The following is a 22,660-nucleotide window of genomic DNA, read 5'->3' on the forward strand; positions in this document are numbered from 1 at the left end:
CCAACAAAAAGCCCCGGCACTCATTGAGTACCGGGGCTTTTTGTTGGCAATGCATTCCTATTGTGACCCCGTTCATGTGGGAGGCCGGGCTTGCCCTAATGCCCGTCAGTCAAGCGCAGATCCCCTGTAGGAGCGGGCTTGCCCGCGATGCAGGCGGCGCGGTCGTTCAGTTAGACCGAGTCGATGCCATCGCAGGCAAGCCAGCTCCTACACAGGTTATTGTGCGACGGCGACGGCCTTGGCTTTCTTCGAACGCAACCAGTACGCCGCAAAGAGAATCCCCACCCACACCGGCATCGCATACACCGAGGGGCGCATGTCCGGGATGGCCAGCATCACGCCAACGATCACCAGCATGAACGCCAGGCACAGGTAGTTGCTGAACGGGAACCAGAAGGTCTTGAACGACGGCACCACGCCTTGCTCGCCCATGGCCTTGCGGAACTTGATGTGCGTCAGGCTGATCAGCGCCCAGTTGATCATCAGCGAAGCAACCACCAGGGCAAACAACAGCACCAGTGCATCCTTGGGTGCCACGTAGTTGATCACCACGCACAGCAACGTCACCAGGGCCGAAATGCCCAGGGCGCGCAACGGTACGCCTTGCTTGTTGAGCTTCATCAGCGCCTTGGGCGCGTCGCCTTGCTCGGCCAGGCCGAACAGCATGCGGCTGTTGCAGTACACGCCGCTGTTGTACACCGACAGTGCGGCGGTCAGCACCACGAAGTTGAGGATGTGCGCGGCGGTGTCGTTACCGATCAACGAGAAGATCTGCACGAACGGGCTGGCACTGTAGGCATCGCCGGACGCGCCGAGGGTTTGCAGCAGTTGATCCCATGGGTACAACGACAGCAGCACGGTCAGGGCGCCGACGTAGAAAATCAGGATCCGGTACACCACCTGGTTGATCGCCTTGGGGATCACCTTGCGCGGTTCGCTGGCTTCGGCAGCCGTAATACCCACCAGCTCCAGGCCGCCGAACGAGAACATGATGAACGCCATCGCCATCAGCAGGCCCATGCCGCCGTTGGGGAAGAAACCGCCGTGGTCCCACAGGTTGCTGATCGACGCCTGCGGGCCACCGGTACCGCTGAACAGCAGGTAGCAGCCGAGCACGATCATGCCGATGATCGCCACTACCTTGATGATCGCGAACCAGAACTCGGTCTCACCGAAGAACTTCACGTTCAGGGTGTTGATCAGGTTCACGGCGATAAAGAACACCACCGCGCTGACCCAGGTCGGTATTTCCGGCCACCAGAACTGGATGTACTTGCCCACCGCCGTTAATTCGGCCATGCCCACCAGCACATACAGCACCCAGTAGTTCCAGCCGGCGAGGAAGCCTGCATAGCCGCCCCAGTACTTGTGGGCGAAGTGGCTGAAGGAGCCGGCGACCGGTTCCTCGACGATCATCTCGCCCAGCTGGCGCATGATCAGGAACGCGATAAACCCGGCTATCGCATAGCCCAGGATCATCGACGGCCCCGCCGACTTCAGCACCCCGGCCGAACCGAGGAACAAGCCCGTACCAATCGCCCCGCCCAGGGCAATCAGCTGAATATGCCGGTTTTTCAGGCCACGCTTGAGGCCCACCGGGTTAACCATGTCATCCGCCATTAACATTCCCTTCTACTTGTTTTTTTCAGGGTTGATCCTGCACGCCAGACCCGCCCCTCACTGCTGAGGGGTCAGATATTACTCTCGGTAAACTTTTCGTAATACAGCTGAACGCCATCAAGTGCCTGTTCTTGCAGCCACTTCTTGATCGATTCGACCATTGGAGGGGGGCCGCAGACGTACATATCGGCCGATCTATCCCGCAATTCGGCCAGGTCGAAATGCTCGGTCAAATAGCCGCGCTTGCCAGGCCACTGCGGCGATGGGTCGCTGAGCACTTCGGTGTAGCGAAAACCGCGCAAGGTTTGGGCATACGCCTTGATGCGCTCGGCCTCGCACAAATCCTCGGCCCCGCGCACCCCGTAATACAGGTGCACCGGTTGCTCGCAGCCGCGCTCGGCTAATTCATCGAGCATCCCCAAGAGTGCCGACAACCCGGTGCCGCCGGCCACCAGCACCAGTGGCTGGGTGACGTGCCGCAGATAAAACGCACCCAGCGGTGCTTCCAGGGTGATTTCATCGCCGACCTGGCAGCGCTCGCGTATGTAATTGCTCATCACCCCGTCCGGCAGCAAGCGGATCAAAAACTGCAAGCGGTTGCCCGGGCGGTTGGCGAAGGAGTAGGAGCGCTGGTGCTCGGTGCCGGGGATCGACAGGCGCGCATATTGCCCCGGCAGAAAGTCCAGGGCCTGCTCCAGTTGCACCGCCAGAATCGCGGTGCTGGCCGACACCTGTTGCACCTCGCAGACCCTGGCGCTGACCTGCACCGGCCCTGGCGTATTGCACAGGCTCGAATCGAAATCGAAGTAAAACGCCGCATCCGATTGGACTCGGGTCTGGCAACTGAGCATCTTGCGCTGTTGCAGCTCGAGGCTGGACAAGGCCTCGTCATCCACATAGTCCTGGCTGTAGTCGCCGGACTCGCAACGCCCCTGGCAGGTGCCGCACACGCCTTCGCGGCAATCGAGGGGGATCTTGATGCCACTGCGCAATGCTGCATCCAGCAGGATTTCGTTGCTGCCCACCGCAAAGAACAAGGTCTTGCCATCGGCAAAACTGAAGGCCACTTTGTGATTCATCCACCGTTCTCCATGGATTGGGTAATACCTGTAGGAGCGAGCTTGCTCGCGAAAAACGTTAACGATGGCGCGGGCATCCTGAATGCACGCGCAGCCCTTGGTTTTTTCGCGAGCAAGCTCGCTCCTACAGTTGCAGGGAGGGCGTCAACGTCAGAGGTGGTAGAAATCCAGCACCGAGTTGATCGTGTCATTGAGCAGCAGCGCATGCTTGCGCGTGATCAGCCAGCTGTCGCCGTGGGGCTTGAGGGTGTAGGTGGCGTGGCCATAGAACTGCTCCGACATCGCCAGCCGATAAAACAGCGTGTGCCAGTTCAACCGCACCTGCAGGCAGCCATCAGCCTGCTCGGCGATCCGCACGTTATTGATCAGGTGCAAGGTGCGCGGCATCGGCGTGGCGGACGCGGCCTTGCCGGTGCGCAGGCGGAACACCCGGTCTTCCAGGCCCGAACGGTTGGCGTAGTAGATCAGCGACATCTCGCGCTTGGGATCGCGGGTGTAGACGTGCTCCGAGTCCCACTGCGGCAGGTGGAACTCACTCTGCGGGTCGAACAACTGCACGTAGGCGTCCCAGTCCTGGGCGTCGCACAGCTCGGATTTGCGGTAGAAAAACTGCTCGATCTGATACTGCAATTGCGCGCTCATCATTTCACCTCGTGCAGTTTCAACGATTGTGCGTCCAGACCGTCCAGCAGGAAGGTCTGCCAGTTGCGGTGCTGGTTGACGTACAGCCCTTCGTGGGTGAATTCGGTGCCGGTCATGGCCGGTTGGATGCCGATGGCCTCGCTGTTGGGCGTCGGCCCGGTTTCCCAGCGATGGCTGCCCCGGGAGATATCGCTCCAGCGTTCCAGGCGGCCCTGGAAGCCGCGCTGGGCTTCGCGAAATTCCACCAGGTCATCCGGGGTGCCCATGCCGGACACGTTGAAGAAGTCTTCAAACTGGCGGATGCGGTTTTCGCGGTCGGCGTCGGACTCGTGCTTGACCCCCAGGCACTGGCTGATGATCTCGGTCTTGTTCCACGCCACCGGGCGGATGATGCGCAGTTGCGAGCTGATCTGGTCGAGAAAGAACAGGCTCGGGTAGACGTTCAGGTTGCGCAGGCGGTGCATCATCCACTCGGCCTTTTGCTGGCCGTGTTCTGCCACCAGGCGCGGCATGATGGTGGCGTAGCCGGAGCGCACGCTGGGGTTGGGCATGTCGCTGAACAACACGCTGTGGCCGTTGTTGAAGGCAAACCAGCCATCATCGGTATTGGCATCGCCGGCGCCGAGTTTGCTGTAGTCCAGGGTGCTGCCGCAGGCGCTGCCGTTCTCTGTGTTGACCTGCTGGCGATGCTGCACCGTGGCCACGTAGTTATAGTGCACGGTGCTGACGTGGTAGCCGTCCAGGCCGTTTTCGTTCTGCAGCTTCCAGTTGCCGTCGTAGGTGTAGGCCGACTTGCCGGGCAGCACTTCCAGCTCACCGGTGGCGGACTGCGCGACCATCATGTCGAAGAACACTTTGGAATCGCCAAGGAAGTCTTGCAGGCTGTCGGTGCCAGTCACATCGAGGCTGATAAACACAAAGCCCTTGTAGCTCTCGATGCGCGCCTTCTTCAGGCCGCGGGTGGCCTTGTCGAAACCCTCCGGGTATTCCCCCGGCGCCTTGACCTTCACCAGGCGCCCGTCGCTCTTGTAGCACCAGGCGTGGAACGGGCAGGTGAAGGTCGACTGGTTGCCCTTGCCGACACGGGTCAGGGTGGTGCCGCGGTGCTGGCAGGCGTTGATCAGGGCGTTGAGCTGGCCTTCGCCGTCGCGGGTGATGATCATCGGCTGGCGCCCGGCGCGCATGGTTACGAAGTCGTGGTTGTTGGCCAGTTCGCTTTCGTGGCAGGCGTAGATCCAATTCTTTTCGAAGATCAGTTCCATCTCCAGGTCGAACAGCTCGGGCTCGGTGAACATGTCCCGGGCGATGCGGAACACACCCTCGGCCGGACGAAAATCCAGGCAGCTTTCGATAAACGTTTTCCACTGCTCGACGCTTCTTGCACCACTCATGGGAGGCACCTTTTATTGGGTAGCTAATCGGTGGTTCATTAGAGGCGGGCAGGGGGGCGGCCAGCTATCCGCTTAATGGGGGAAGATGGGCCGCATAGTTGGGGAGCAAGTACCCACTCAGGTGCAACGGCGCCGGGGAATGCGCTACTGTCTGGCCAGGCAATTGTCGCAAAAGCCGGCTTCTTATCCACATAGTCGACGCTCGCTATCCACCCAGTGGACAAGTGCCCGACGTGGCGCAGAACTTGCCTTGATCCACCGGACGCGCCGTCAGAGCGCGCTGGCCACAACCGCCGTGAGTGCAACCTGATGAGTAGCCATACACGCGATATCCGTATTGAACGTTTCGACCTTGAAGGCGCCCGCAGCTGGATGTCCGGCATCTGCGGGCCCCATCGGCTGGAAACCGCCACCCCGGAGCGCCTGCGCTTCCACCACAGTGCCAATGTGTTCAAGTCCCGCGCCACCACGCTTGGGGTGATCGAGTACGGCACTGACGTGACCATCGATATCGAAGACGCCGAGCACTTTCGCAGCTACAGCCTGAGCCTGCCGCTGGTGGGCGAGCAGGAGTTGAGCAAGGGTGGCCAGCGCCTGAGTTCCAACCGCGACCAGGGTGTGATCATCTCGCCCAATGAACACCAGGTGCTGGCGATCTCCGGCGACTGCCGCAAGCTGCAAGTGGTAATCACCCGCGTAGCGATGGGCGAAACCCTGGAAGGCCTGTTGCAGCGCCCGATTGATGCGCCGCTGCGCTTTGAGTCGGTGATGGATGCGGTGCAGGGTGCGCCGGCGGCGTGGTGGCGCATGGCGCGGCACTTTATCGCTGAGCTGGAGCACAGCAGCGAGCTATACGACCAGGCCGCGTTTACCCGCGACCTGGAAAGCTCGCTGATCAAGGGCCTGATCCTGGCCCAGCCGAACAACTACTCCGAAGAGCTGCGCGACGTGCTGGGGGTCAAGCTGCCTCACTACCTGGTCCGCGCTCGCCAATACATCCACGACAACGCCCGCGAGGCGCTGCACCTGGAAGACCTGGAGGCGGCCACCGGGGTGTCGCGGTTCAAGCTGTTCGATGCGTTTCGCAAATACTTCGCGCTGTCACCCATGGCCTACTTGAAGAAGTACCGCCTGAGCGCGGTGCGCCAGGAAATTCTCGAGCATGGCGCCACCCGCACCATCTCCGAAATCGCCCTGGGCTGGGGCTTTACCCACCTGGGAAGATTCTCGGCGGAGTACCGCAAGCTGTTCGACGAATCCCCCAGCCAGACGCTGCAGCGTAACGACGCCCGACGCATGCGCGGTGCCTGAACACACAGCGGATCAAAATGTAGGAGCTGGCTTGCCTGCGATAGCGGTGGGTCAGCCACTGCATGTACTGACTGCCCCACCGCTATCGCAGGCAAGCCAGCTCCCACAGGGTATTAGTGGTGGCTGGGCTGTTTCAGATCAGCTCTTCCACCAATTGCAGGCAATGACCCAGCCCCGGCGACTGATCATTGATCCGCCGGCTGAGAATGATCGGCGAAGTCGCCGTGGCCTCGACAATTGGCGTATAGCCGATATCCGCCCGGTGCAGCATCTGCACCGACGCCGGCACCAGCGTCACCCCCATGCCCGCCCCGACCAGGCCAATGGCGGTCTGCAACTCGTTGGTCCATTGCGCGACCTTGATCGCCAGGCCGTGGGTGTCGAACAGTGCGATCACATGGTCGGCGTAGCTGGGGCGTGGGTTGCCGGGGTAGAGCACCAACGGCTCGGCGGCCAGTTGCGCGAGGGTCACCGGCGCGCCCAGCAGCGCATGCCCGGCCGGCAACACCGCCACCAGCCGATCCTCGACCAACACGCGCTGGACGATGGCCGGGTCATCAATGCGAATCCGCCCGAAGCCCACGTCGATACGCCCGGCCTTGAGCGCTTCGACCTGTTGCAGGGTGGTCATCTCCGACAGCCCCAGCTCCAGTTCCAGCGCGTCATGGCTGCGCAGGCGGCGAATCAGCTCCGGCAACACGCCGTACAGGGTCGAGGGGGCAAAACCGATGCCCAGCCAGGTCTTCTGCCCCAGGCCGATGCGCCGGGTGTTGTCGCACGTCTTGGCCAATTGTTCCAGCAGCACATTGGCGTGCTCATAGAAGTACCGCCCGGCTTCGGTCAGCCGCAGCGGGCGGCCACGCTCCAGCAGGACCACGCCCAGTTCGTCTTCCAATTGCTGGATCTGCCGGCTCAACGGCGGCTGGGCGATGTGCAGGCGTTCGGCGGCGCGGGTGAAGTTCAGGGTTTCCCCCAGCACCTGGAAGTAACGCAGGTGGCGCAGTTCCATACGAGTTCCTCTCATACCTTGAGGGTATTGTTCGAGACCAATTCTATATTGGAAGCCAGCAACAATGGGCGACAGAATCGGGCAAGACCTATAAAGAACCCAACGGGTATTGCCATGCCGATTTGCGCCATCGAATCGATCGAGACCATCATCGTCGATCTCCCCACCATCCGCCCGCACAAGCTGGCGATGCACACCATGCAAAACCAGACCCTGGTGATCATCCGCGTGCGGTGCGCCGACGGCATCGAAGGGATCGGCGAGTCCACCACCATCGGTGGCCTGAGCTACGGCAACGAAAGCCCCGACAGCATCAAGGTCAATATCGACCAACACTTCGCGCCGCTGTTGATCGGCCAGGACGCCAGCAACATCAACGCCGCCATGTTGCGCCTGGAGCGCAGCATCCGTGGCAACACCTTTGCCAAGTCCGGCATCGAAAGCGCCTTGCTCGATGCCCTTGGCAAGCGCCTGAGCCTGCCGGTCAGCGAGCTGCTCGGCGGCCGCGTGCGCGATGCCCTGCCGGTGGCCTGGACGTTGGCCAGCGGCAATACGCAAAAAGACATCGACGAAGCCGAAAAAATGCTCGACCTGCGCCGCCACCGCATCTTCAAGTTGAAGATCGGCGCCGGTGAAGTCAGCCAGGACCTGGCCCATGTGGTCGCGATCAAAAAAGCCCTGGGCGAGCGTGCCAGCGTGCGCGTCGACGTCAACCAGGCCTGGGACGAAGCCGTGGCCCTGCGCGCCTGCAAGGTGCTGGGCGATAACGGTATCGACCTGATCGAACAGCCCATCTCGCGCAATAACCGTGGCGGCATGGCCCGGCTCAACCTCTCGAGCCCGGCGCCGATCATGGCTGACGAGTCCATTGAATGTGTCGAAGATGCCTTCAACCTGGCCCGCGAAGGCGCGGCCTCGGTGTTCGCCCTGAAGATCGCGAAAAACGGCGGCCCGCGCGCCGTACTGCGCACGGCGGCGATTGCCGAGGCGGCGGGTATCGGCCTGTATGGCGGCACCATGCTTGAAGGCGGTATTGGCACCCTGGCCTCGGCCCACGCGTTTCTCACCCTCAATAAACTGGCGTGGGACACCGAGCTGTTCGGGCCACTGCTGCTGACCGAGGACATCCTCAGCGAGCCGTTGGTGTATCGCGATTTCCACCTGCATGTCTCGACCGCCCCGGGCTTGGGCCTGGCCATCGATGAGGAACGCCTGGCGTTCTTCCGTCGCGACAAACATTAAGAGGACGCCTGCGATGTTGTTTCACGTAAAAATGACCGTAAACCTGCCCGTGGACATGAACCCCGAGCGTGCGGCGGCCCTCAAGGCCGACGAAAAAGCCCTGGCCCAACGCCTGCAAGCGCAGGGCAAATGGCGCCACCTGTGGCGCATCGCCGGGCTGTACGCCAACTACAGCGTGTTCGATGTCGACAGCGTGCAGGAACTGCATGACCTGCTGATGCAACTGCCGCTCTATCCCTACATGGCCATCGAAGTGAATGCCCTGTGCCGGCATCCGTCGTCGATCCATGAGGATGATCGCTGAGTCTGTCTAGCCACCTAATAATTACAAGATGAGGATTGCACCATGTCCATTCGACTGTCCCAGACTGCCCACGCCCAACGCTTCCTCGAAGAAGCCAGCGGCAACCTCAATGACGCCGGCAACCCACGGGCCAAGGCGCTGATCTACCGGATCCTGCGCGATACGGTAAATATCATCGAAGACTTGGAAGTGACCCCGCAAGAGTTCTGGAAGGCGGTCAACTACCTCAACGAACTGGGCAAGAACCAGGAAGCCGGGCTGCTGGCTGCGGGCCTGGGCCTGGAGCATTACCTGGACCTGTTGATGGACGCCGCCGACGAGCAAGCTGGCAAGTCTGGCGGCACCCCGCGCACCATCGAAGGGCCGCTGTACGTGGCGGGTGCGCCGCTGTCCAAATACGAAGCACGCCTGGACGATGGCCTGGATGCGGCCGTGCCGCTGTTTATGCGCGGGCAAGTGCGCGATATCAACGGCAAGCCGTTGGCCGGGGCGATTGTGGATGTGTGGCAGGCCAACACCGGCGGTACTTACTCCTGGTTCGACCCATCGCAATCGGAATTCAACCTGCGTCGCCGGATTGAGACCGATGCCCAGGGCAATTATCGTTTCCGTAGCATCGTGCCGTCTGGCTACGGCTGCCCACCGACCGGCCCGACCCAGCAGTTGCTCGATCAACTGGGGCGCCACGGCCAGCGGCCGGCGCATATCCACTTCTTCATCTCGGCACCGGGGCATCGGCACCTGACCACGCAGATCAACCTGTCGGATGATCCGTATCTGCATGATGACTTTGCCTACGCGACCCGGGATGAGCTGATTGCCGAGATTCGCTTCAGCGAAGACCCGCAGCTGGCGCGGGAGTTTGGCGTGGAGGGCAAGTTTGCGCAGATTGATTTCGACTTCGAGTTGCAGCCGGCGGCCGCGCCCGTAGAGCAAACACGCATGCAACGCGTACGCGCCCTCGAAGACTGAATGCAGTAAACAATGTGGGAGCAGGCTTTTGTGGGAGCTGGCTTGCCTGCGATGGTGTCGCCTCGGTATTGCAGATAAACCGAGGTGTCTGTATCGCGGGCAAGCCCGGCTCCCACAAAAGCTAGCTCCCACAGGTGATCAGCGGTGTGTTGGTTATTTGCGTACGACCAGGTCCAGCACCTCATCCCGGTCCTTGATCTTCTGCAACACGATCTCCGAGCGGATATCCATCACCCCCGCCGTGCGGTTCAGGTGGTTCACGATAAAGTCCGAGAAGTGCTTGAGGTTGCGCGCCTGCACCCGCAGCACATAGTTACTGGCGCCGGTGATCACATAGGCACTGGCCACTTCCGGCCAGCCTTGGACCTTCTTGATAAACGTCTCGTGCCAGTCCTCCACATCCTGGCGTAACGACAGGTGGACGATGGCTTCCAACTCGATCCCCAACTGCTCGGCATTGAGCACCGCGCGATAACCGCTGATCACCCCCTCACTTTCCAGCAGGCGCAAGCGGCGCAGGCAGGCGGACGGCGACAGGGCGACTTTCTCCGCCAGTTCCTGGTTGCTGATACGGCCATCCTGTTGCAGGAAATGCAGGAGGCGCAGGTCGGTGGCGTCGAGAATCATGCTTAGAATTAATCCGCGTATTTGGAGGTTAAATTCGAATTTCCTACAGCTTATTAAGCCAGTTGTAGCGCACTTTGCACGAAAATTCTGCAAATCTTCGTTCATTATTTGGTCCATCGTCACCTATAAAAACAGGACTTTTCATGACCAGCCGAAATCATTGCCAGACCCTCGACGCCCAAGACCCGCTGGCGCCACTGCGCCACCAATTTGCGCTGCCGGAAGGGGTGATCTACCTCGATGGCAACTCACTCGGCGCACGCCCGGTGGCGGCGCTTGCGCGGGCACAAGCGGTGATTGCCGAGGAGTGGGGCAATGGTTTGATCCGCAGCTGGAACAGCGCCGGCTGGGCCGACCTGTCCCAGCGCCTGGGCAACCGCCTGGCGCCGCTGATCGGCGCGGGCGAGGCCGAAGTGGTGATTACCGATACCACTTCAATCAACCTGTTCAAGGTGCTCAGCGCCGCCTTGAGCGTGCAGCGCCAACGCCAGCCGCAGCGCAAGGTGATTGTCAGCGAAGCAAGCAACTTCCCCACTGACCTGTACATTGCCGAAGGCCTGGCGGCACTGCTGCAACAGGGCTACAGCCTGCGCCTGGTGAACAGCCCGGACGAACTGCCGGCGGCCATCGACCAGGACACCGCCGTGGTGATGATCACCCACGTCAACTACAAGACCGGCTACATGCACGACATGCAGGCGCTGACCGCCCTGAGCCACGAGTGCGGCGCGCTGGCGATCTGGGACCTGGCGCACTCGGCGGGCGCGGTGCCGATTGACCTGCACCACGCCGGCGCCGACTACGCCATTGGCTGCACCTACAAATACCTCAACGGCGGCCCGGGTTCCCAGGCGTTTGTCTGGGTCAACCCGGCGCTGGTCGAGTTGGTGACGCAGCCGTTGTCGGGCTGGTTCGGCCATAGCCGCCAGTTCGCCATGGAGTCCAACTACGTGGCCGGCAAAGGCATCACCCGCTACCTGTGCGGCACCCAGCCGATCACCTCGCTGGCGATGGTCGAGTGCGGCCTGGATATCTTCGCCCAGACCGACATGGCCAGCCTGCGCCGCAAATCCCTGGCGCTGACCGACCTGTTTATCGAATTGGTGCAAAGCCGCTGCGCGGCCCATGACCTGACGTTGATCACCCCGCTCGAGCACGCCAGGCGCGGCAGTCATGTGAGCTTTGAACACCCTGAAGGCTACGCCATCGTCCAGGCCCTGATCGCCCGTGGGGTGATCGGTGACTACCGTGAGCCGAAGATCATGCGCTTTGGTTTTACCCCGCTGTACACCAGCTTTACCGAGGTGTGGGATGCGGTAGAAATCCTTGGCGAAATCCTCGATGAAAAAACCTGGGACCAGCCACAATTCAAGGTGCGCCACAGCGTCACCTGAAAACACCACAAAACCCTTGTAGGAGCTGGCTTGCCAGCGATGAAATCGCCTCGGTCCGACTGACTACCGAGGTGTCTGCATCGCAGGCAAGCCAGCTCCCACAGCCAGCTCCCACAGGTGCTTGGCCAGCAGTAACAATCACAATAATAAAAGGGGCACGCACGTGACCACGCCAGACAACGGCTTTGCAGCAATCACCAACCGCGAACTGGGCCTGCGGCGCCAGCTCACTTCCGGGCAGATGAGCATGATCGCCATCGGTGGCGCCATCGGTACCGGGCTGTTCATGGGCAGTGCCTACGCCATCGGCTATGCCGGGCCCAGCGTGCTGGTCAGCTACGCCATCGGCGCGTTGATCACCTTGTTGTTGATGGGCTGCCTGGCGGAAATGACGGTGGCCCATTCCACCTCCGGCTCTTTTGGCGCCTACGCCGAGTTCTACATCAGCCCCCTGGCCGGTTTTTTGGTGCGCTATGCCTACTGGGCGGCGATTGTGCTGGCGGTGGGCGCCGAGGTCACGGCGGTGGCGATGTACATGAAGTACTGGTTCGCCAACGTGCCGGAATGGGTGTGGATCGTCTCGTTCTCCAGTGTGCTGATCGTGCTCAACGCCATCAGCGTCAAGACCTTCGGCAACTTCGAATACTGGTTCTCGACGATCAAGATCAGCGCGATTGTCGGCTTCATCATCCTCGCGGTGTATGTGGTGTTCGGCTCCGGCAACCCGGATTACGGGGTGCAGAACTACACGGCCCATGGCGGGTTTTTCCCCAATGGCCTGAGTGGCATGTGGATCGCGGTGATCGTGTCGATCTTCAGCTACCTGAGCGTGGAAATGATCGCGGTGGCGGCGGGCGAAGCGGCCGACCCTGAGCAGGCGGTGAAAAAAGCCTTCCGCGCGACGATTGTGCGGCTGGTGGTGTTCTACCTGCTGACCCTGGCGCTGATGCTGGCCATCGTGCCCTGGAACCAGTCCGGGCAGAGCCAGAGCCCGTTTGTCACGGTGATGCAGACCATTGGCATTCCCGGCGCCACCGGGGTGATGAACTTCGTGATCCTGATTGCCGCGCTATCGGCCATGAACAGCCAGCTCTACATCACCACGCGCATGATGTTCAGCCTGTCGCGCGCCGGCTTCGCGCCAAAATCCATGGGCGCCCTGAGCAAGAGCGGTATCCCGCTCAATGCCCTGTTGCTGTCCAGTTCGGGCATCGCCCTGGCGACCCTGCTCAACGTGGTGTACCCGGAAAGCTCCTTCACCTTGATGATGGCCATCTCGATGTTTGGCGCGATCTTCACCTGGTTCATGATCTTCCTCACGCACCTGTTCTTCCGCCGCTACCGCAAGCGCCACGGCGGGCCGAAGTTGTCGTTCCAGCTGCGGCTGTTTCCCTACAGCACGCTGCTGGGGCTGGTGCTGATGGGCGCGGTGATGATCACCACGTTCTTCACCGAAGCGTTCAAGATGACCCTGGTGTTTGGCGTGCCGTTCCTGTTGATTCTCTCGGCGGTGTATTACGTGTTTTTCCGCAAAGGCACGGACAAGGCATCGAGCAAGGCCCTGGCGTAACCCGGCAACTGCTCGAACGAACGCGCGCACAGCAGCAGTTTGCGACAGGCCCAGTCCTCCGTCAGGGGCTGGGCCTGGAATGGCCGCGCGCGGGGCCAGCGCTGCAACGCGGCCAGCGGCACAATTCCCAGGCCCGCGCCACGGGCGACCATGCGCATCACCCCATCAAAACCATCGGCCCGCACCCGGGTCTGCAAGCGAAAGCCTGCGTGCAGGGCCTGTTCCTCCAAGTACACCGCCAGCGCGCTGTCGGCGGCCAGGCCCACGTAGTCGTAGGGCAGGCTGTCGATAAAACTCAGCGCGCCGGCCGTCAGCGCGTGACCCGTCGGCAGGATCAACACCAACGGGTCATCGCGAAACGGCCGGGTCTGCAAGCCATGGGTGTCCACCGCATCGGAAATAATCCCCAGGTCCGCCGCGCCCTGGCGCAGGGCGTGGGTGATGCGCAGGCTGGGCAGCTCTTGCAGGTCGATATCGAGGTTGGGGTGGGCGCAGAGAAAATCCGCCAGCAACTCCGGCAGGTATTCGCTGAGGGCGGTGGTGTTGCACAGCAGGCGCACCTGGCCTTTGACGCCGTTGGCGTATTCCGCCAGCTCCTGCTGCAGGCGTTCGGCCTGTTGCAACAGCAGGCGCGCGTGGCGGGCCAGGGCGTTACCGGCGGCGGTCGGGGTCACGCCACGGCGGCCGCGCTGCAGGAATTCGACGCCCAATGAAGCCTCCATTGCGCGGATGCGCGCACTGGCGGCGGCCAGGGACAAGTGGCTGCGGGCGGCGCCGGCGGTGATATTGCCGGCGTCGAGGATGTGCAGGTAGAGGCGCAGGTCGGTCAGGTCAAAGTGCATGGCTGGGGTTCTCGGGTGCCTGGACGGGCCTTATCGCAGGCAAGCCAGCTCCCACATTTGGAAGGGTGAACACATTCAGAATGTGGGAGCTGGCTTGCCTGCGATAGCGGTCTGAGCCTCACGCAAAACAAGAGGCTGCCTCAGTATATGGCGAATTTCCAACCCCACGGCAAACCCGCAAACTCCCCCCATGACTACCTTCCTCGCGTTCTACCAAAACCTGGGTTCAGCCCTGACTCTGCTGGTGATAGGCACCTTCCTGCTGGCCGGTGCCGTCAAGGGCGTGATCGGCCTGGGCCTGCCCACCGTCGCCATGGGCCTGCTCGGCCTGGCTATGTTGCCGGCGCAGGCTGCGGCTTTGTTGATCATCCCTTCGACTATTACCAACCTCTGGCAACTGAGCTTCGGGGGGCACCTGGGCGCATTGAGCAAACGCCTGTGGCCCATGCTCCTGCTGGTTTTCTTGGGAACCGGGCTCGGTTCGCTGTGGCTGGGCATGGACGGTGGCCCCTGGGTGGTGCGGGCCTTGGGCGGGGCGTTGCTGGTGTATGCGCTGTGCGGGCTGTTGCTGCCGACGTTCCGTGTGCCTGCCCGCACCGAGCGCTGGCTGGGCCCGCTGTGTGGGCTGCTGACGGGGATCATCACCTCGGCCACCGGCGTCTTCGTGATCCCGGCCGTGCCCTACCTGCAAGCACTGGGCTTGAGCCGTGACCAACTGGTGCAGGCGCTGGGCCTGTCCTTCAGCGTGTCGACCCTGGCCCTGGCAGGCGGGCTGTTCTGGCGCGGCAACCTCGGGGCCGGCGAACTCAATGCTTCGTTGCTGGCGCTGGTGCCGGCGCTGCTGGGCATGTGGCTGGGGCAAAAGCTGCGCCAGCGCATCAGCGCTGTGCTGTTCAAGCGCGTGTTCTTTATAGGCATGGCAGCCCTGGGCGGGCACTTGCTGGTGGGTGGCTAGCGCAACAATCAAATGATTACTTGTGCCTTAGGGTCAAAAGTGTTTTGCCGATCCGTGGCTTACTCCCCCGAGGAGTTGCCCGTAGCCTGCGCTCATACATTTTCAACCTTCAGGTAAACCCCCATGAAAAAAGTTCTGTTGCTCAACGGTGGCAAGAAATTCGCCCACTCCGATGGTCGCTACAACAACACCCTGCATGACGCCGCCCTGGCGGTGCTGGACCGGGGTGGTATCGACGTGAAAGTCACTCATATCGACGCCGGCTACGACGTGGCCGAAGAAGTCGCCAAGTTCCTCTGGGCCGACGTGATCATCTACCAGATGCCCGGCTGGTGGATGGGCGCCCCGTGGATCGTCAAGAAGTACATCGACGAGGTCTTCACCGAAGGCCACGGCAGCCTGTACGCCAGCGATGGCCGCACCCGTTCCGATGCGTCGCAAAAATACGGCAGCGGCGGCCTGATCCAAGGCAAGCAGTACATGTTGTCGCTGACCTGGAACGCGCCGCAGGCCGCATTCGACGACCCGAGCGACTTCTTCGAGGCCAAGGGCGTGGACGCGGTGTACTTCCCGTTCCACAAGGCCAACCAGTTCCTCGGCATGAGCGGCCTGCCGACTTTCCTCTGTGTGGACGTGATGAAACGCCCCTCCATCGAGGCTGATGTGCTGCGCTACGAGCAGCATCTGGCCCAGGTGTTTAACCTGGCGCCGTAATACGGCTAGTATCCACGCAGCCGTATTCACGAGGATGCACGTTGAAAGCCCGATCCGATGAGCTACAGATCTTCGTCTGCGTGATTGAATGCGGTTCGATTTCCGCCGCCGCCGAACAAGTCGGGCAGACGCCCTCGGCGGTCAGCCGCACCTTGTCGCGGCTCGAAGCCAAGCTCGACACCACCCTGATCAACCGCACCACGCGGCGCATGGACCTGACCGAAGAGGGCAAGTACTTCTTCGAGCAGGCCAAGCTGATCCTGGAACAGATGCAAGCGTTGGAAGAGCGCCTGTCGTCGCGCCAGAAAACCCCGTCCGGGCGCTTGCGGATCAATGCCGCGTCGCCGTTCATGCTGCACGCCATCGTGCCGTACGTCGCCGAGTTCCGCCGCCTGTACCCGGATATCCAGCTGGAGCTCAACAGCAACGACCTGATCATCGACCTGCTGGAGCAGAGCACCGATATCGCCATCCGCATCGGCGCCCTGGCGGATTCGACCCTGCACGCCCGCTCCCTGGGCTGCAGCCCGCTGCATATCCTTGCCAGCCCGGCCTATCTGGCACAACACGGCACGCCAGCGACCGTGGCCGACCTGGCCAACCATACGTTGCTGGGCTTTACCCAGACCGAAACCCTCAACCACTGGCCGCTGCGCCATGTGCAGGGCGACCGCTGGCAGATCGAGCCGGGCATTGCCGCGTCCAGCGGTGAAACCCTGCGCCAACTGGCGTTGGAGGGGCAGGGGATCGCCTGCCTGTCGCACTTCATGACCATCGAAGACATCAACGCCGGCCGCTTGCAGACGGTCCTGGCTCCGTTCAACAGCGGTTACCGCCAGCCGATCCACGCGGTGTACTACCGCAACTCGCAACTGGCCCTGCGTATCCAATGCTTCCTCGACTTTATCCAGGAAAAACTGGCGCGCTACGCCTGTTGACCTACCCGTTGTAGGAGCCGGCTTGCCGGCGATAGCGGCCTGAAGGTTGCGGGGTGATGCAACTGGCCTCATCGCCGGCAAGCCGGTTCCTACTGGTTCGGTTTCGTGGTTTTGCGTACCATCGCCGCCTCATCCCCCGCAACTCCCCCGGTAAACCCATGAAGCTCTCTCGTCTGCGCGCCGACGCCCTGGCCGGACTCACCACGTCTTTTGCCTTGTTGCCCGAATGCATCGCCTTTGCCCTGGTAGCCCACCTCAACCCGCTGATGGGACTGTATGGCGCCTTTATCATCTGCACCTTGACCGCGTTGTTCGGCGGCCGGCCGGGGATGGTCTCGGGGGCGGCTGGGTCGATGGCGGTGGTGATCGTCGCGCTGGTGGTGCAACACGGGGTGGAGTACCTGCTGGCGACGGTGGTGCTCGGCGGCCTGATCATGATTGCCTTCGGCCTGCTGCGCCTGGGCAAGTTGGTGCGCATGGTGCCGCACCCGGTGATGCTCGGTTTCGTCAACGGCCTGGCGATCATCATCGCCCTGGCGCAACTGGAGCATTTCAAAAGCGCTGAGGCCTGGCTCAGCGGCACGCCGTTGTATGTGATGACGGGGTTGGTGGCGGCGACCATGGCCATCGTCTACCTGCTGCCCCGCCTGACCCGCGCGGTGCCGCCGGCGCTGGTGGCGATTCTTGGTGTGGGGCTTGCGGTGTACCTGCTGGGCTTGCCCACTCGCACGCTGGGCGACATGGCCCACATCGCCGGCGGCCTGCCGACGTTTGCCCTGCCGCAGATCCCCTGGACCCTGCAAACCCTGGGCATCATCGCGCCTTATGCGTGTTTGATGGCCATGGTCGGGCTACTGGAAACCTTGCTGACCCTCAACCTCACCGACGAAATCACCGAGACCCGTGGCTACCCCGACCGCGAAAGCGTGGCCCTGGGCGCGGCGAACATGGTCAGCGGGGTGTTTGGCGGCATGGGCGGCTGCGCGATGATCGGGCAGACGGTGATCAACCTCAGCTCGGGCGGGCGCGGGCGGTTTTCCGGGGTGTTTGCCGGGGTGATGATCCTGCTGTTTATTTTGTTCCTGTCGCCGCTGATCGAGCGCATTCCCCTGGCGGCGCTGGTGGGGGTGATGTTCGTGGTGTCCCAGCAGACCTTTGCCTGGGCGTCGCTACGGGTGATCAACAAGGTGCCGCTCAATGATGTGCTGGTGATCATCGCGGTGACGGTGATCACGGTGTTCACCGACCTGGCCACGGCGGTGCTGTGCGGGATTGTGATTGCCGCGCTCAACTTTGCCTGGCAACAGGCGCGGGAGCTGTACGCCGATGAACATCTGGAGGCCGATGGCAGCAAGCTCTATCGCCTGCACGGCACCTTGTTCTTTGCCTCGACCACACCGTTCCTGAACCAGTTCGACCCGGCCAACGATCCGGCCCAGGTAACGCTGGACTGCCGGCACCTGAGCTTTGTCGACTACTCCGCCATCGCCGCGTTGATGACCTTGCGCGAGCGCTACGCCAAGGCCGGCAAGCACCTGCGGGTGCTGCACTTGTCGGAGCGCTGCAAGAAACTGCTCAAGCGTGCGCGGGTGCAGCACGACTGATCCTGGCGGGATAGGCGAGGGGGTTAGGGGCCGACGAGGTTTTCCAGTTCCTCGGCGCGGGTCTGGGTCATGTCCAGCACACAGCCGGAGCCGTTGACCTGATCGATGCTGGCGCCGGTCGCGGAGCCGACGAAGGCGCAATTGGCATCGCGGTATTTGATCCACAGGCGTTGCACATCCTGCAGTTGTTGCTTGCGCTGGCCCTGGGCATCCAGCGCGGCTTGATAGGCGTTGTTCAGGCGCTGGTCCTGAATCCTGGTTTGTTCGACGTTGCAACTGACCATCGCCGCCGTGGTGTTGGCGGCGTCCAGGCATTTTTGCAGGGCCGGGCTGCTGTCGGCGGCCACTGCGGCGCCGCACAAGGCCAGCCACAGCGTGCTGGCGGTGAAAGTTCTCAGGTTCATCTTGGGCTTCCTGGCGGTTATTGGGTTGCAGTTTAGGCCAGCAGTCTAGTTTCCCGTATCTGCTCTGTGCTGCATGTAAGAACTATCCCCCGATTTTCATCCTGGCTCTGCGGGCATGTCCCAAAGCGACAGCGCTTACCTGTGGGCGAAAATTACTTTCATAAAATTTGAAAACCTTCCTCGGTAATGATTTATGAGTTTCACAACCAATTCGACGTGACCCTTTCCGAGGAGTACCGCATGGCCGCATCACCGGGCGTCTGGCTGTTGGCATACGCTGCCATCGCCATCATTGCATTGATCGTGCTGATTGCACGTTACCGGCTCAACCCGTTTATCGTCATCACCCTGGTATCCATCGGCCTGGCGCTGCTGGCCGGGATGCCGGCGGATACGATCATGGGTTCCTACGAGGCGGGCGTCGGCAAGACCCTGGGGCATATCGCACTGGTGGTGGCCCTGGGCACGATGCTCGGCAAGATGATGGCCGAATCCGGCGGCGCCGAGCAGGTGGCGCGCACCCTGATCAACCGTTTCGGCGAGCGCAATGCCCACTGGGCCATGGTGTGCATTGCCTTCCTGGTGGGGCTGCCGCTGTTTTTCGAGGTCGGTTTTGTACTACTGGTGCCGATTGCCTTTACCGTGGCCCGGCGCGTGGGCGTGTCGATCCTGATGGTCGGCCTGCCGATGGTCGCCGGCCTGTCGGTGGTGCATGCCCTGGTGCCGCCGCACCCGGCGGCGATGATGGCGGTGCTGGCGTATAACGCCTCGGTCGGGCAAACCGTGCTGTATGCGATTTTGATCGGCATCCCCACCGCGATCATCGCCGGCCCGGTGTACGCCAAGTTCATCGTGCCGCGCATCCATTTGCCCGCCGAAAACCCGCTGGAGCGCCAGTTCATCGAGCGCGAGCCGCGCACCCGCCTGCCCAGTTTCGGCCTGACCATGGGCACCATCCTGTTGCCGGTGGTGCTGATGATGATCGGCGGTTGGGCCAACCTGATCTCCACGCCTGGCAGCGGCTTCAACCAGTTCCTGTTGTTTATCGGCAACTCGGTGATCGCCTTGCTGGTAGCGACCCTGGTCAGTTTTTGGACCCTGGGCCTGGCCCAGGGCTTCAACCGCGAGTCGATCCTCAAGTTCACCAATGAATGCCTGGCGCCGACCGCCAGCATCACCCTGCTGGTGGGCGCGGGCGGCGGCTTGAACCGGATCCTGGTAGATGCCGGCGTGACCCATGAAATCCTCGGCATGGCCAATGCCTTCAACCTGTCGCCGCTGGTGATGGGCTGGTTGTTCGCTGCATTGATGCGCATTGCCACCGGCTCGGCGACCGTGGCCATGACCACCGCGTCGGGCGTTGTCGCCCCCGTGGCCCTGGGCCTGGGTTACCCACACCCGGAATTGCTGGTGCTGGCGACCGGTGCCGGTTCGGTGATCTTTTCCCACGTCAACGACGGCGGCTTCTGGCTGATCAAGGAATACTTCAATATGACGGTGATCCAGACCTTCAAGACCTGGACCGTACTGGAGACTTTGATTTCAGTGGTCGCCTTCGGCCTGACCTACGGCCTGTCTCTTGTTTTATGAGCCTCATCCTGTAACCCGGAGACCCCATGGACATCCTCTACCAGATCCGCGCCCGCCAGGATTCCTTCAGCGCTGGCGAAGGGCGTATCGCCCGGCTGATGCTCGATGATGTGGGTTTTGCCGCATCCGCCAGCCTGGAAGAGCTGTCCCAGCGGGCAGAGGTCAGCACCGCCACCTTGTCGCGCTTTGCCCGCAGCGTCGGTTGCCGCGACTTGCGCGACCTGCGCCTGCAACTGGCCCAGGCCAGTGGCGTGGGCAGCCGTTTTCTGGACCCGGCGGGGTTGCCCGAGCAGTCGGCGTTTCATCGCCAGATCCTCGGTGATATCGAAGCGACGTTGCGCCAGCACCTGTCGGGCTTCAACCAGGCCGGGTTTGTCGATGCGGTGAACCTGCTGGGCAAGGCGCGGATGATCCACGCGTTTGGCATGGGCGGCCCGTCGAGCCTGTGCAGTGAAGAGTTGCAGGTGCGCCTGGTACGCCTGGGCTACCCGATTGCCGCCTGCCGCGACCCGGTGATGATGCGGGTCACGGCCGCCACGTTGAGCGCCGAACACGCCCTGATTGTCTGCTCCCTCACCGGCCTGACGCCCGAGCTGCTGGGCGTGGTGGAACTGGCCCGCAACTATGGCGCGCGGGTCGTCGCCATCACCCTGGCCGACTCGCCATTGGCGCAGTTGGCTGACGTACTGCTGCCGCTGCAACCAGCGGAAACCAGTTTTATCTACAAACCCACAGCGGCGCGCTACGGCATGTTGCTGGCCATCGATTTACTCGCCACCGAACTGGCCCTGGCCATGCCGGACGACAACCAGGAACGCCTGCGCCGGATCAAGCTGGCCCTGGACGACTATCGCGGCGGCCCTGACAGCCTGCCGCTTGGAGATTGAAATGAAGTACCACACGCTGATTCGCCAGGCGCTGATCATTGATGGCAGCAACACGCCGGGGTATCTCGCCGACGTGGGGCTGCGCGAGGGGCGGATCGAGAAAATCGGCGACTTGTCGGCCGCCCGGGGCGAGCATGAGATCGAGGCCAATGGCCGCGTACTGGCACCGGGTTTTATCGACGTGCACACCCACGACGACACCGTGGTGATCCGCCAGCCGCAGATGCTGCCCAAGCTCAGCCAGGGCGTGACCACGGTGATTGTCGGCAACTGCGGCATCAGCGCCGCGCCGGTCAGCCTGCGTGGTGCCCCACCGGACCCGATGAACCTGCTGGGCAAGGCCGAGGCGTTCGCCTATCCGCGTTTCCTCGATTACCGCGCGGCGGTGGAAAACGCTCACCCGGCTCTCAACGTCGCGGCATTGATTGGCCATACCGCTTTGCGCAGCAACCATATGGACGACCTGCACCGCACCGCCACCGCCACCGAAATCGCGGCGATGCGCGAGCAACTGCAGGAAAGCCTGGCGGCGGGCGCCCTCGGCTTATCCACAGGCCTGGCCTACGCCAGCGCGTTCAGCGCCGACACCGACGAAGTGCTGCAACTGAGTGAAGAGCTGACGGCGTTTGGCGCCGTGTACACCACCCATCTGCGCAGTGAGTTCGAGCCGGTGCTGGAGGCCATGGACGAGGCGTTTCTGATCGGCCGCCACGCCAAGGCACCGGTGATCATTTCCCACCTCAAATGTGCCGGCGCCGGCAACTGGGGGCGTAGTCCACAGCTGCTGGCGTCCCTGGAGCAGGCGGCGAAGAGCCACCCGGTGGGTTGCGATTGTTATCCCTATGCCGCCAGTTCCTCGACCCTGGACCTCAAGCAAGTCACCGATGCATTTCCCATCACCATCACCTGGTCGACGCCGCACCCGCAAGTGGGCGGGCGCGATCTGCAGGACATCGCCGCCGAGTGGGGCGTATCCCTGATGGACGCCGCCCGCCGCCTGCAACCGGCGGGGGCGGTCTATTACGGCATGGATGAGGCCGATGTGCAGCGTATCCTCGCCCATCCACTGTCGATGGTCGGCTCCGATGGATTGCCGGAAGACCCGTTCCCCCATCCGCGCTTGTGGGGCGCATTTCCACGGGTGCTCGGACATTTCAGCCGCGACCTGGGACTGTTCCCGCTGCACACAGCCGTACACAAAATGACCGGCCTGTCGGCCGCGCGCTTTGGCCTGGCCGAGCGTGGCGAAATCCGCGAGGGGCATTGGGCTGACCTTGTGCTGTTCGACCCGTTGCGGGTAAGGGATGTGGCGGACTTCAAGGACCCGCAACGTGCCGCCGAGGGGATTGATGGGGTGTGGGTCAATGGTGTGTTGAGCTACTGCGAGGGGCAGGCGAATGGTCACAGGGCCGGGCGCTTCCTGGCGCGTAGCGGGGATTTGCGGCGGGGTTTTGCCCAGGTGTGATCGGCCGTGAGGTGTGTCGGATTGTGGTCAATGAGGGTTTACAAAAGGTAGGTTGTGACGGTGGAAGCGCTATCTAAGATGGGCAGGACTTCTTACGGAG

The 22,660-nt window shown here is 62.4% G+C and carries 21 protein-coding genes and 1 pseudogene; 14 read left to right on the forward strand and 8 right to left on the reverse strand.

Annotation, left to right across the window (positions count from 1 at the left end; translation table 11 throughout):
- Window positions 1-216: 216 nt before the first annotated feature.
- Window positions 217-1,620, reverse strand: a complete 1,404-nt coding sequence (locus tag HBO05_RS26100) for an amino acid permease (RefSeq protein WP_169955137.1) — start codon at window positions 1,618-1,620, stop codon at window positions 217-219.
- A gap of 71 nt (window positions 1,621-1,691) precedes the next feature.
- Window positions 1,692-2,699 (reverse strand): anthranilate 1,2-dioxygenase electron transfer component AntC, encoded by a 1,008-nt coding sequence (gene antC / locus HBO05_RS26105; RefSeq protein ID WP_172314602.1) that lies wholly within the window; start codon window positions 2,697-2,699, stop codon window positions 1,692-1,694.
- 12 nt (window positions 2,700-2,711) lie between these two features.
- Here antC and HBO05_RS29400 point away from each other — a divergent pair.
- Window positions 2,712-2,831, forward strand: a pseudogene (locus tag HBO05_RS29400) (outer membrane lipoprotein carrier protein LolA); the annotation flags it as partial.
- 18 nt (window positions 2,832-2,849) lie between these two features.
- On the opposite strand, the gene antB reads toward HBO05_RS29400, so the two are convergent.
- Window positions 2,850-3,341 (reverse strand): anthranilate 1,2-dioxygenase small subunit, encoded by a 492-nt coding sequence (gene antB / locus HBO05_RS26110; protein ID WP_169955136.1) that lies wholly within the window; start codon window positions 3,339-3,341, stop codon window positions 2,850-2,852.
- Window positions 3,341-4,732: an anthranilate 1,2-dioxygenase large subunit gene (gene antA, locus HBO05_RS26115; RefSeq protein WP_169955135.1), complete on the reverse strand. Its 1,392-nt coding sequence runs from the start codon at window positions 4,730-4,732 to the stop codon at window positions 3,341-3,343. Before antA ends, antB begins: the two co-directional genes overlap by 1 nt.
- A 309-nt stretch (window positions 4,733-5,041) precedes the next feature.
- Here antA and HBO05_RS26120 point away from each other — a divergent pair, with 309 nt between their 5' ends.
- Complete coding sequence (locus HBO05_RS26120; protein WP_172314604.1) at window positions 5,042-6,043, forward strand: helix-turn-helix domain-containing protein; 1,002 nt, start codon at window positions 5,042-5,044, stop codon at window positions 6,041-6,043.
- 133 nt (window positions 6,044-6,176) lie between these two features.
- On the opposite strand, the gene HBO05_RS26125 is transcribed toward HBO05_RS26120, so the two are convergent.
- Window positions 6,177-7,052, reverse strand: a complete 876-nt coding sequence (locus HBO05_RS26125) for a LysR family transcriptional regulator (protein ID WP_170043670.1) — start codon at window positions 7,050-7,052, stop codon at window positions 6,177-6,179.
- 114 nt (window positions 7,053-7,166) lie between these two features.
- Between HBO05_RS26125 and HBO05_RS26130 the strand changes: the two genes are divergently transcribed.
- Genes HBO05_RS26130 through catA form a run of 3 tightly spaced genes read left to right on the forward strand, consistent with a single transcriptional unit; the run spans window position 7,167 to window position 9,570 of the window.
- Window positions 7,167-8,294 carry a muconate cycloisomerase family protein gene (locus HBO05_RS26130; RefSeq protein ID WP_170043669.1) on the forward strand — a complete coding sequence of 376 codons (1,128 nt, stop codon included), beginning with the start codon at window positions 7,167-7,169 and terminating at the stop codon, window positions 8,292-8,294.
- A gap of 13 nt (window positions 8,295-8,307) precedes the next feature.
- Complete coding sequence (gene catC, locus HBO05_RS26135) at window positions 8,308-8,598, forward strand: muconolactone Delta-isomerase (RefSeq protein ID WP_029299901.1); 291 nt, start codon at window positions 8,308-8,310, stop codon at window positions 8,596-8,598.
- A 42-nt stretch (window positions 8,599-8,640) separates the two neighbouring features.
- Entirely contained in the window at window positions 8,641-9,570 is a 930-nt protein-coding gene (gene catA, locus HBO05_RS26140; protein WP_169955131.1) for a catechol 1,2-dioxygenase, read from the forward strand.
- 153 nt (window positions 9,571-9,723) lie between these two features.
- Here the strand turns inward: catA and HBO05_RS26145 are convergent, their stop codons facing one another.
- Window positions 9,724-10,197, reverse strand: coding sequence for an Lrp/AsnC family transcriptional regulator (locus tag HBO05_RS26145; RefSeq protein WP_017531067.1), 474 nt, complete (start codon window positions 10,195-10,197; stop codon window positions 9,724-9,726).
- A gap of 143 nt (window positions 10,198-10,340) precedes the next feature.
- Between HBO05_RS26145 and kynU the strand changes: the two genes are divergently transcribed.
- Together kynU and HBO05_RS26155 are read left to right on the forward strand one after the other, a co-directional pair.
- Entirely contained in the window at window positions 10,341-11,591 is a 1,251-nt protein-coding gene (gene kynU, locus HBO05_RS26150; RefSeq protein ID WP_172314606.1) for a kynureninase, read from the forward strand.
- A 163-nt stretch (window positions 11,592-11,754) separates the two neighbouring features.
- Window positions 11,755-13,161 (forward strand): amino acid permease, encoded by a 1,407-nt coding sequence (locus HBO05_RS26155; RefSeq protein WP_172314608.1) that lies wholly within the window; start codon window positions 11,755-11,757, stop codon window positions 13,159-13,161.
- Here the strand turns inward: HBO05_RS26155 and HBO05_RS26160 are convergent.
- On the reverse strand, window positions 13,107-14,003 hold the full coding sequence (locus HBO05_RS26160) for a LysR substrate-binding domain-containing protein (RefSeq protein WP_170043667.1): 897 nt from the start codon (window positions 14,001-14,003) through the stop codon (window positions 13,107-13,109). The genes HBO05_RS26155 and HBO05_RS26160 overlap by 55 nt on opposite strands.
- 190 nt (window positions 14,004-14,193) lie before the next feature.
- On the opposite strand from HBO05_RS26160, the gene HBO05_RS26165 reads away from it, so the two are divergent.
- The 4 genes from HBO05_RS26165 (at window position 14,194) to HBO05_RS26180 (ending at window position 18,214) form a co-directional block, all read left to right on the forward strand.
- Window positions 14,194-14,958, forward strand: a complete 765-nt coding sequence (locus HBO05_RS26165; RefSeq protein ID WP_170043666.1) for a sulfite exporter TauE/SafE family protein — start codon at window positions 14,194-14,196, stop codon at window positions 14,956-14,958.
- Between the two features lie 123 nt (window positions 14,959-15,081).
- A complete protein-coding gene (locus tag HBO05_RS26170; RefSeq protein ID WP_169955126.1) occupies window positions 15,082-15,672 on the forward strand; it encodes an NAD(P)H-dependent oxidoreductase in 591 nt (196 codons plus the stop codon).
- Window positions 15,673-15,713: 41 nt separating this feature from the next.
- Window positions 15,714-16,610 carry a LysR family transcriptional regulator gene (locus tag HBO05_RS26175; RefSeq protein ID WP_169955125.1) on the forward strand — a complete coding sequence of 299 codons (897 nt, stop codon included), beginning with the start codon at window positions 15,714-15,716 and terminating at the stop codon, window positions 16,608-16,610.
- A 158-nt stretch (window positions 16,611-16,768) separates the two neighbouring features.
- On the forward strand, window positions 16,769-18,214 hold the full coding sequence (locus HBO05_RS26180; protein ID WP_170058538.1) for a SulP family inorganic anion transporter: 1,446 nt from the start codon (window positions 16,769-16,771) through the stop codon (window positions 18,212-18,214).
- A 23-nt stretch (window positions 18,215-18,237) separates the two neighbouring features.
- Here the strand turns inward: HBO05_RS26180 and HBO05_RS26185 are convergent, their stop codons facing one another.
- Window positions 18,238-18,618 carry a lysozyme inhibitor LprI family protein gene (locus HBO05_RS26185; RefSeq protein ID WP_172314610.1) on the reverse strand — a complete coding sequence of 127 codons (381 nt, stop codon included), beginning with the start codon at window positions 18,616-18,618 and terminating at the stop codon, window positions 18,238-18,240.
- A gap of 186 nt (window positions 18,619-18,804) precedes the next feature.
- Between HBO05_RS26185 and HBO05_RS26190 the strand changes: the two genes are divergently transcribed.
- From HBO05_RS26190 to HBO05_RS26200, 3 genes are read left to right on the forward strand one after another with little or no spacing between them, the layout of a single operon-like run.
- The gene (locus tag HBO05_RS26190) at window positions 18,805-20,208 is read left to right on the forward strand and encodes a gluconate:H+ symporter (protein ID WP_169955122.1); all 1,404 of its coding nucleotides are present in this window, start codon (window positions 18,805-18,807) and stop codon (window positions 20,206-20,208) included.
- A 26-nt stretch (window positions 20,209-20,234) separates the two neighbouring features.
- Window positions 20,235-21,095: a MurR/RpiR family transcriptional regulator gene (locus tag HBO05_RS26195; RefSeq protein ID WP_169955121.1), complete on the forward strand. Its 861-nt coding sequence runs from the start codon at window positions 20,235-20,237 to the stop codon at window positions 21,093-21,095.
- A gap of 1 nt (window position 21,096) precedes the next feature.
- The gene (locus tag HBO05_RS26200; protein ID WP_172314612.1) at window positions 21,097-22,560 is read left to right on the forward strand and encodes a D-aminoacylase; all 1,464 of its coding nucleotides are present in this window, start codon (window positions 21,097-21,099) and stop codon (window positions 22,558-22,560) included.
- The last annotated feature ends 100 nt before the right edge of the window (window positions 22,561-22,660 follow it).

Source organism: Pseudomonas sp. WS 5079 (genome assembly GCF_012985465.1).
Classification (GTDB): Bacteria; Pseudomonadota; Gammaproteobacteria; order Pseudomonadales; family Pseudomonadaceae; genus Aquipseudomonas.

Bases quoted from the DNA above. Each gene is read 5' to 3' on its own strand.
- antC (WP_172314602.1), bottom strand. From the start codon at position 2,699: ATGAATCACAAAGTGGCCTTCAGTTTTGCCGATGGCAAGACCTTGTTC.
- HBO05_RS26100 (WP_169955137.1), bottom strand. From the start codon at position 1,620: ATGGCGGATGACATGGTTAACCCGGTGGGCCTCAAGCGTGGCCTGAAA.
- HBO05_RS26125 (WP_170043670.1), bottom strand. From the start codon at position 7,052: ATGGAACTGCGCCACCTGCGTTACTTCCAGGTGCTGGGGGAAACCCTG.
- HBO05_RS26180 (WP_170058538.1), top strand. From the start codon at position 16,769: ATGAAGCTCTCTCGTCTGCGCGCCGACGCCCTGGCCGGACTCACCACG.
- HBO05_RS26190 (WP_169955122.1), top strand. From the start codon at position 18,805: ATGATTTATGAGTTTCACAACCAATTCGACGTGACCCTTTCCGAGGAG.
- HBO05_RS26145 (WP_017531067.1), bottom strand. From the start codon at position 10,197: ATGATTCTCGACGCCACCGACCTGCGCCTCCTGCATTTCCTGCAACAG.
- catC (WP_029299901.1), top strand. From the start codon at position 8,308: ATGTTGTTTCACGTAAAAATGACCGTAAACCTGCCCGTGGACATGAAC.
- kynU (WP_172314606.1), top strand. From the start codon at position 10,341: ATGACCAGCCGAAATCATTGCCAGACCCTCGACGCCCAAGACCCGCTG.
- HBO05_RS26130 (WP_170043669.1), top strand. From the start codon at position 7,167: ATGCCGATTTGCGCCATCGAATCGATCGAGACCATCATCGTCGATCTC.
- HBO05_RS26195 (WP_169955121.1), top strand. From the start codon at position 20,235: ATGGACATCCTCTACCAGATCCGCGCCCGCCAGGATTCCTTCAGCGCT.
- HBO05_RS26160 (WP_170043667.1), bottom strand. From the start codon at position 14,003: ATGCACTTTGACCTGACCGACCTGCGCCTCTACCTGCACATCCTCGAC.
- HBO05_RS26200 (WP_172314612.1), top strand. From the start codon at position 21,097: ATGAAGTACCACACGCTGATTCGCCAGGCGCTGATCATTGATGGCAGC.
- HBO05_RS26120 (WP_172314604.1), top strand. From the start codon at position 5,042: ATGAGTAGCCATACACGCGATATCCGTATTGAACGTTTCGACCTTGAA.
- antB (WP_169955136.1), bottom strand. From the start codon at position 3,341: ATGAGCGCGCAATTGCAGTATCAGATCGAGCAGTTTTTCTACCGCAAA.
- HBO05_RS26165 (WP_170043666.1), top strand. From the start codon at position 14,194: ATGACTACCTTCCTCGCGTTCTACCAAAACCTGGGTTCAGCCCTGACT.
- HBO05_RS26185 (WP_172314610.1), bottom strand. From the start codon at position 18,618: ATGAACCTGAGAACTTTCACCGCCAGCACGCTGTGGCTGGCCTTGTGC.
- antA (WP_169955135.1), bottom strand. From the start codon at position 4,732: ATGAGTGGTGCAAGAAGCGTCGAGCAGTGGAAAACGTTTATCGAAAGC.
- HBO05_RS26170 (WP_169955126.1), top strand. From the start codon at position 15,082: ATGAAAAAAGTTCTGTTGCTCAACGGTGGCAAGAAATTCGCCCACTCC.
- catA (WP_169955131.1), top strand. From the start codon at position 8,641: ATGTCCATTCGACTGTCCCAGACTGCCCACGCCCAACGCTTCCTCGAA.